Source organism: Methylobacterium crusticola (genome assembly GCF_003574465.1).
Classification (GTDB): domain Bacteria; phylum Pseudomonadota; class Alphaproteobacteria; order Rhizobiales; family Beijerinckiaceae; genus Methylobacterium; species Methylobacterium crusticola.
Map to the genome: position 1 here is coordinate 1 of NZ_QOWC01000308.1, position 6,671 is coordinate 6,671.

Genomic DNA, 6,671 nt, shown 5'->3' on the forward strand with positions numbered 1-6,671 from the left:
AGGCGTCGAGGGCGGCGGCGTCGGGAGCCTGCGCCCGCAGGGCGGCGATCTCGCCGTCCCGCCGCGCGAGCGCCGCCTCCGCCTCGGCGAGGCGGCGCGCGAGCTCGGCGGGGTCGCGGTCGCCGATGCGGCAGCCCGGCCCGGCGCGGCCCTGCGCCACGATGGCGACGTGGTCGACCACCACCCGGGTCTGGCGGGCGTCGTAGGGGCTGCCGTCGGGGGCGAGGCCCGGCGTCCAGTCGAGGTCGCAGGTGTAGCCGACCGAGACCTCGCGCCGCCCCGCCTGCACGGCCGCGATCGCGGCGGAATCCGCGAGCAGCATCGGGATGCGCACGAACTCGCCGTCGCGCAGGACCTCGTCGCCGACGTGGCCCCGGGCGACGCCCCGCCAGGTCCGGGGCGTCACCGCTTCGGGCGGGTGGTCGAGGGTGACGGGCTTGTGGCCGAAGCTGCGCAGGGACTCGGCCCGGAAGATCTCGTCCGGGTCGCGGTAGACCCGGACCAGGCCGAGGTCCGGCCGGGCGAGCTCGCTGCCGCGGTAGACCTGGACGTTGCCGGCCCGCGCCGCCCGGGCCTGCACCACCACGGCGCCGTTCTGGAGCGGGCGCGCGCCCGCGATCTCGGCCGCCGGGCCGAGGCTGATCGTGTCGAAGAGCTGCATCGTGTCCCTCACGTGTGGGAGGCCCGGCGCCCCGGGAGCGGGGCGAAGGGCCGGCCCGCTCCCGGTCGGGGGGGGCGGGAGAGCGGGATCCCGGACCGCCCGGGCGGCCCCGCTCAGGCCGTCCGCCGGGCGAAGGCCGGGGCGATGCCCGGGAACAGGTCGGCGCCGGAGAGCCAGCCCTCGACGCCGGCGGCGAGCACCGCGGGCGGGACCAGGCCCTCGCGGGCGAGGGTCGCGGCGGTCTCGGCCTTGAGGCGGCCGACCTCCGCCTTCTCCCGCGCGCTCGCCTGCGCCAGGGGGCGCCAGGCGTACCGGATCGCGCCGTCGTGACGGCCGACGGCGTCGCGCACGAGGAGCGCGTCGAGGCGCGCGATGGCGGGCGTCAGCTCGACGGTCTGGCGGGCCGCGACGTGGTCGTAGTAGTTGCGGATGTCGGATTCGCCGGTGGCGTTGAGGCCGGCGGGCGACTGGCCGATGAGGCGGGTCACCGGGATGTCGGCGGCCCCGGCGGCGACCTGCAGGAACAGGCGCGCCACCTCGGGCAGGCCCGAGAAGTCGATCTGCTTCTGCTGGTAGCGCTCGCCCTCGGGGCTGCGGCCGTCGCCCTCGAGGAGGAGCATCCCGAACAGGCCCTTCATCCGGGCCGCGTAGGCGAAGCGCTCGGTGAGGCGCTGCGTCCCGTCCTCGGTCGAGAGGTGCTGCGACAGGCCCGGCACCGAGATCACGTCCTGCTTGGCCTCCGGCAGCATCGCGGCGATGTGGGCCGCCGCCGCCGTGGCCTGGTCGACGGCCTCGAGGAGCGCCTGGAGCACGCTGTCGCCCCAGCCGTCCCCCGCCGCGTCCGGCAGGGGCGCGCCCAGCAGGCGCACCACCCGCGAGGGATGGACCGTCTGGCCTCCCGACACCGTGTAGAGCGCGGGCTCGCCGAACCAGGGCGAGAGCGGGTCGCGCTCGACCGCGCCGGCCTGGATCGCGCCGCGGGGCAGCACGTGGAGGTAGCGCAGGCCCCCCTGCCCGACCGCCTCCGGCACGAGGGGCGCGGCGGGGTCGGGCGCGCCGTCGCCGATCAGGAGCGCCGCGCCCCCGTGCAGGCGGGCGAGGCGCAGGGCCTGGAGCAGCGTCCCGCGCAGGCGCAGCCGCGCCTCGCTGGCCTCGATGGCGGCGACCTCCGCGGGCGGGGCCTGCCAGGCCCGCCACTCGCGCAGCATGTCGAAGGGCACGATGTCGACGACCTTGCGGGCGAGCCAGTTGTCCCGGTAGGCCGCGTCGAGCTCGGCCCGGGCGCGGGGCACGTGGACGTGCAGGTTCCCGGTGCTCTTGTCCCGCGGGCCGCCGAGGCCCGAGACGAGGTTGGCGAGGCGGTCGGCGAGCCACATCAGAGGACTCCGAGCAGGCCGTATCCGGGCCGGGCCAGCGCCGAGAAGGCGCGCGAGAGGGCGTCGACCTGGTCGAGGTAGGCGCCGTTCGGGAAGGCGCAGAGCTCGTCCAGGAACGCGTCGTTCCAGGCCCCGGCGACGAGGAGGAGGTTGCCGGCCTCGGCCTGGGCCGAGACGGGCGCGGCCCGGGTCGCCTTGTCGCCGCTCTCGGGCGTGGCCCGGGCGTCGAAGCCGGCGAGGCGCCCGACGAGGTACCGGCTCTGCGCCTTCCCGGCCTGGCCGGGATCCTGCGGCAGGAGGATGCGGCAGCCCGGGCCGTCGCCGGCCGCGGTGGCGAGGATCAGGCGCTCGACGCCCCCCCGCCGAGAGCTGGTCGCGGCGCACGTCGGCGACGTAGAGCCGCCCGTCCTCCCCCCGCCCGAGCTTCAGTCCCACCGTGCAGGCGGGCCGGCAGCCGGCCCGCGGCACGCTCGCGGCGAGGTCCCAGGCCCGCACCCAGGCGCAGGCCGCCGGGGCCGCCCGGACGACCGGGAACCAGGCCCGCTTGAACAGGCCGCCCTCGCGCGGGGCCGGCCGCTGCTGGAACTGGCCGGCCGCCGCGTAGGGGCCCATCACGGCCTTGTCGCGCTCCACCGCCGCGCGGGGGAAGCGGGCGGGAAACAGCAGCTCGCCCTCCCGGCGGCGCGGGTCGCGAAACCCGATCCGGGTCGCGCAGGCGCGCTCCGCCTCGAACTCCATGGGCAGCATCAGGTGCTCGTAGCCGAGGTCCCGCGCCAGGATGGTGCCGGCGAGGTCGCGTTCGTGCAGGCGCTGCATGATCACCACGATGGCGGAGCGGAGGGGGTCGTTGAGGCGCGTCGGCACGGCTTCCAGGAACCAGCGGTTCACCGCCTCGCGCACGCGCTCCGAGTCGGCGCCCGCGACCGAGAGGGGATCGTCCAGCACCACCCGGTCGCCGCGCGAGCCCGTGATCGAGCCCGCCGCCACCGCCTCCCGCAGGCCCGTGGCGGTGGTCTCGAAGCGCTGCTTGCGGTTCTGGTCGCGGGCGAGCCTGACCCGGTCGCCCCAGAGCGCCCGGTACCAGTCCGAGGTGACGAGGCGGCGGGTGCGCAGGTTGTCGCGCAGTGCCAGGCGGTGGCTGTGGGAGACCGCCACGGTGCGCAGGGACGGCCGGTTGCGCGGGCCCCACTCCCAGGCGGGCCAGAACACGCCGGCCATGAGGCTCTTCATGGCGCCGGGCGGCACGTTGATGAGGAGCCGGGTGATCTGCCCGGCCGTGACGGCCTCGAGGTGCTCGGCGATCGCCCCGATGTGCCAGCCCTCGACGTAGGCGGCGCCCGGCTCGATCACCGGCCAGGCACGGCGGACGAAGCCCGCCAGGCTCTCCTCCGCGTCGAGCCGGTCAAGCGCCCGCAGGATCGCCGGGGGGTCGGACAGCCAGGACCTCGGCGATGCGCCGGAGCTGCGCGCGCTGCTCGCCGTCGAGGAGCCGGAGCGCGGCCGCGGGGTCCGGGAGATCGGGGTCGTCACCAGCCTTGCCGTCCTGCCCCTTGCCGTCGAGGCCCCAGGCCTGCCGCTCGAGGACGATCCAGAGCCGCGCCGCCGCGGCGAGGTCCCGCAGGGCGGCCGTGCGCTTCGGCAGCGACATGGCCCGCTCCAGGGCGGCGCGCCCGGCCTCGTCCTGCGCCGCCGCGGCGATCAGGGCCTCGACCTCGCCGATCCCCGCCGAGGCGGCGAGGAGCTCGTCGAGGAGCTGGAGCGTCAGGACGGCGCCCCGAGCCACCACCGCCCGGTGCCCGCCGACCACCCGCTCGCGCGCCGGAAGACCGCCCCCGGCGACCGCGACGGTCCCGGCGCCGGCGGGAGGGCGCCGCGGCGCGGCTCCCGCGCGAGCCTCCCACGCCCCCGTCCGGGCGCGGCGCAGGATCGCGGAGTGGCTCACGCCGAACCGGCGGGCGATCTCCCGGACCGAGCCCGGCGCCTCGCGCCAGGCCGCCTCGATCCCCGCCCAATCGATGATCCGCCGCGCCATGATCCGTCGGCCCCGCCTTCCCTCGAGCGTCGCGCAAGCCCGTGCCGGAGCAGGAGCCGGGGCACGAGCCGCCCGTCGCCTCGGTGATGCCGTGGGCCGGGTCCAGGGACACATCCTCGCGGGGCGAGGCAGTCGAGCGGCTTGCCGAAGAGGCGGGCCGCAGACCTGGATAACCTGTCCCTCTGATAGCTGTTCCGCGTATGTTCGTCAAACGTTCTTTTCCGGAACGGCGATGCCGCAGGGGAATGGACGGTGCGGTGCTGCCTGGGCCGGCGGGGCCGGCCCGGGTGGCGCCGGGAACGCCCCCGGTCTATGCTCCAGCCATGCGTCGCGCGCCGGGAGGACGGTCCCTCGCGCGCCGCCGCGGCGGCCGTGTCCGGCCGCCCGTCGACGCGGCGGGATCGGCGGGGCGTGAGGCCCGACCTCGCGGCAGAGCAGGTGAGCCCATGAGGAAGCATCCGATCTCGTCCCGGCTCGGCCACGCCCTCACCGAGCACAGGCAGGCTGCCGGGCCGACGGACCAGGCGCTCAGGCTCGCGCTCGGCGACGATCACCTGATGCGGAAGATCCGCCTCGCGTGCTCGGACGTCCTGCGGATCGAGCACTTATCGAACCACACCATCATCCAGTATTACCTCAAGCTGCAGGACGGCTGCCGCCTCTCCGACGGGTTCGGGGGCTCGGGCGCGTCCACGACCGCCGCGGGGCGGAGCGCCATCACGCAGAAGCAGCTGAAGCGGCTGTTTCCCAAGGCCGGCGACGAGTACCTCCAGCAGGTCGCGGGCGAGCTCAACCGGAACCTGACCAAGTACGGCCTCGGCAGCCCGCTGCGGAAGGCGCACTTCTTCGCGCAGTTGCGGGAGGAGAGCGGGCCGGGCCTCGAGGCGACGGTCGAGAGCCTGTCCTACAGCCCGGACGGCCTGCACCTGTTCCTCTACTACAAGCTTCACAAGAAGGAGGCCGAGGAGGACGGGTACGAGCGCGATCCCAGGACGCGCAGGATCACCCGCGCCGCCAGGCAGCAGGACATCGCCAACAAGGCCTATGCCGGGCGGAACGGCAACGGCAACGCCGAGAGCGGGGACGGCTGGAACTTCCGCGGACGCGGCCTCATCCAGGTCACCGGGCGCAGCACCTATTCGCAGATCACCCAACAATATGCCGCCCTGTACGTCGAGGACATCGCAAATACGTCGAATTACATCAGCTTCGTGGCGAAGCCGGATCTGGTGGGCGACTTCCCCTACAGCCTGCGCTCGGCGGTTTGCTACTGGGCGCAGCACAAGCTTCATCTGCTGGCGGACAGGGGCCACACCGATGACGACGTCGACCGGATCACGCGTGTCATCAACAAGCACACCAAGAGCTACAAGGCGCGCTGCGAGCACTTCAAGTCGGCCTACAGCGTCTTCAAGTAGGGCCCGCGGCGTCGCGGCCGCGATCCTGTGCCTGTCGGCGGCGGGCCCGGCGGCCGGACAGAAGGCCGCCTCCCTCTGCCAGGGCGCGGAGGACGTCCTGTTCTCGTGCTCGCTCGGCGCGAAGGCGGTGTCGCTGTGCGCGACGGCGAAGCAGGAGGCGATCGAGCGGATCACCTACCGGTACGGCACCGCGGGGCGCATCGAGACCAGCTACGCGGCCGAGATCGGCAACGGCCACCGGTTCAAGGGCACGGTCTCCCCGGCCAGCCCGCGGGCCCTGATCCGGCAGGTCTGGTTCGATCAGGGCCGGTTCCGGTACCTGCTGACCGAGTGCGTCGGGGGGGATTGCGCGCGGCCCGCCGGCCTGGCCGTCCTTCGCGGCGACACGGTCGTGCGCAACAGCAGCTGCGCGCGGGCGGGACACGATCCCGCCTGGTTCTCCGAGAAGCTGGTCGAGTTCAAGTCCAGCCTCGAGACGAGCACGTCGAAGACCGGCCTGCTGGTCTTCGAGGATTCGGACAACATGCTGGACAAGATCTACTGACCGGCCGGCGGACCGCGGCCCGGGCCGGCCGCTGCCCCTCCGGGGCCGCCCGGGGTGCGCCGCGCCCGGCTCAAGCCGGCTCGATCTGCTCCTCGCCGAGATCCACCGGGGTCTCGCGCCCGAACAGGGCGAGCGCCACGCGGTAGCGGCGGCGGGCCGGGTCGACGGCCTCGACCGTGCCGGTGAGCGGCGCCAGCGGCCCGGCGGTCACCCGGACGGTCTCGCCGAGCGCGAACAGCACCGCCGACACCGCCTCCCCGTCCTCGCCGTGGCCCGTGATGGCGTCGGCGAAGCCCTGGAGCACCGCCGGCGCGATCACCACCGCGCGCCCCTCCCGGAACAGCACCTGCGCGATGCCCGGATGGCTCTCGACCAGCGCCAGCTCGGCGTCGTCGCGCAGGCCGACGAAGAGCGTGCGGTGGAGCAGCGGCACGCGGACGAGGCGGCGGCGCCCGCTCGGCGCGACGAGCTCGATCTCCTCGCGCGGCTCGAAGGCCGCGATGCCGGCCGCCTCGAGGTCGCGGGCGGCGCGGGCCGACCAGCGCGGCCGGCTCGTCGCCACGACCCAGACCCGGTCCGGCGCCACGAGGATGCGGTCCGGCCGGCCCGGCCGGCGCCGGCGCCGGATCGCCGCCGGGCG

The 6,671-nt window shown here is 75.3% G+C and carries 6 protein-coding genes; 2 read left to right on the forward strand and 4 right to left on the reverse strand.

From position 1 onward, the window contains the following. The 3 genes from DT057_RS33385 to DT057_RS33400 form a co-directional block, all read right to left on the reverse strand. On the reverse strand, positions 1–661 hold a 661-nt coding region (locus DT057_RS33385; protein ID WP_128566317.1), incomplete at its 3' end, for a DUF2213 domain-containing protein. Between the two features lie 113 nt (positions 662–774). Continuing rightward, entirely contained in the window at positions 775–3,267 is a 2,493-nt protein-coding gene (locus DT057_RS37675; RefSeq protein WP_477458716.1) for an anti-CBASS protein Acb1 family protein, read from the reverse strand. A 172-nt stretch (positions 3,268–3,439) separates the two neighbouring features. Beyond that, on the reverse strand, positions 3,440–4,069 hold the full coding sequence (locus DT057_RS33400; RefSeq protein ID WP_128566319.1) for a hypothetical protein: 630 nt from the start codon (positions 4,067–4,069) through the stop codon (positions 3,440–3,442). A 446-nt stretch (positions 4,070–4,515) separates the two neighbouring features. Here DT057_RS33400 and DT057_RS33405 point away from each other — a divergent pair, with 446 nt between their 5' ends. Further along, the gene (locus DT057_RS33405) at positions 4,516–5,487 is read left to right on the forward strand and encodes a glycoside hydrolase family 19 protein (protein WP_128566320.1); all 972 of its coding nucleotides are present in this window, start codon (positions 4,516–4,518) and stop codon (positions 5,485–5,487) included. A 127-nt stretch (positions 5,488–5,614) separates the two neighbouring features. After that, positions 5,615–6,031, forward strand: coding sequence for a hypothetical protein (locus DT057_RS33410; protein WP_128566321.1), 417 nt, complete (start codon positions 5,615–5,617; stop codon positions 6,029–6,031). Between the two features lie 70 nt (positions 6,032–6,101). Here the strand turns inward: DT057_RS33410 and nusG are convergent. Next, on the reverse strand, positions 6,102–6,671 hold a 570-nt coding region (gene nusG, locus DT057_RS33415), incomplete at its 5' end, for a transcription termination/antitermination protein NusG (protein ID WP_128566322.1).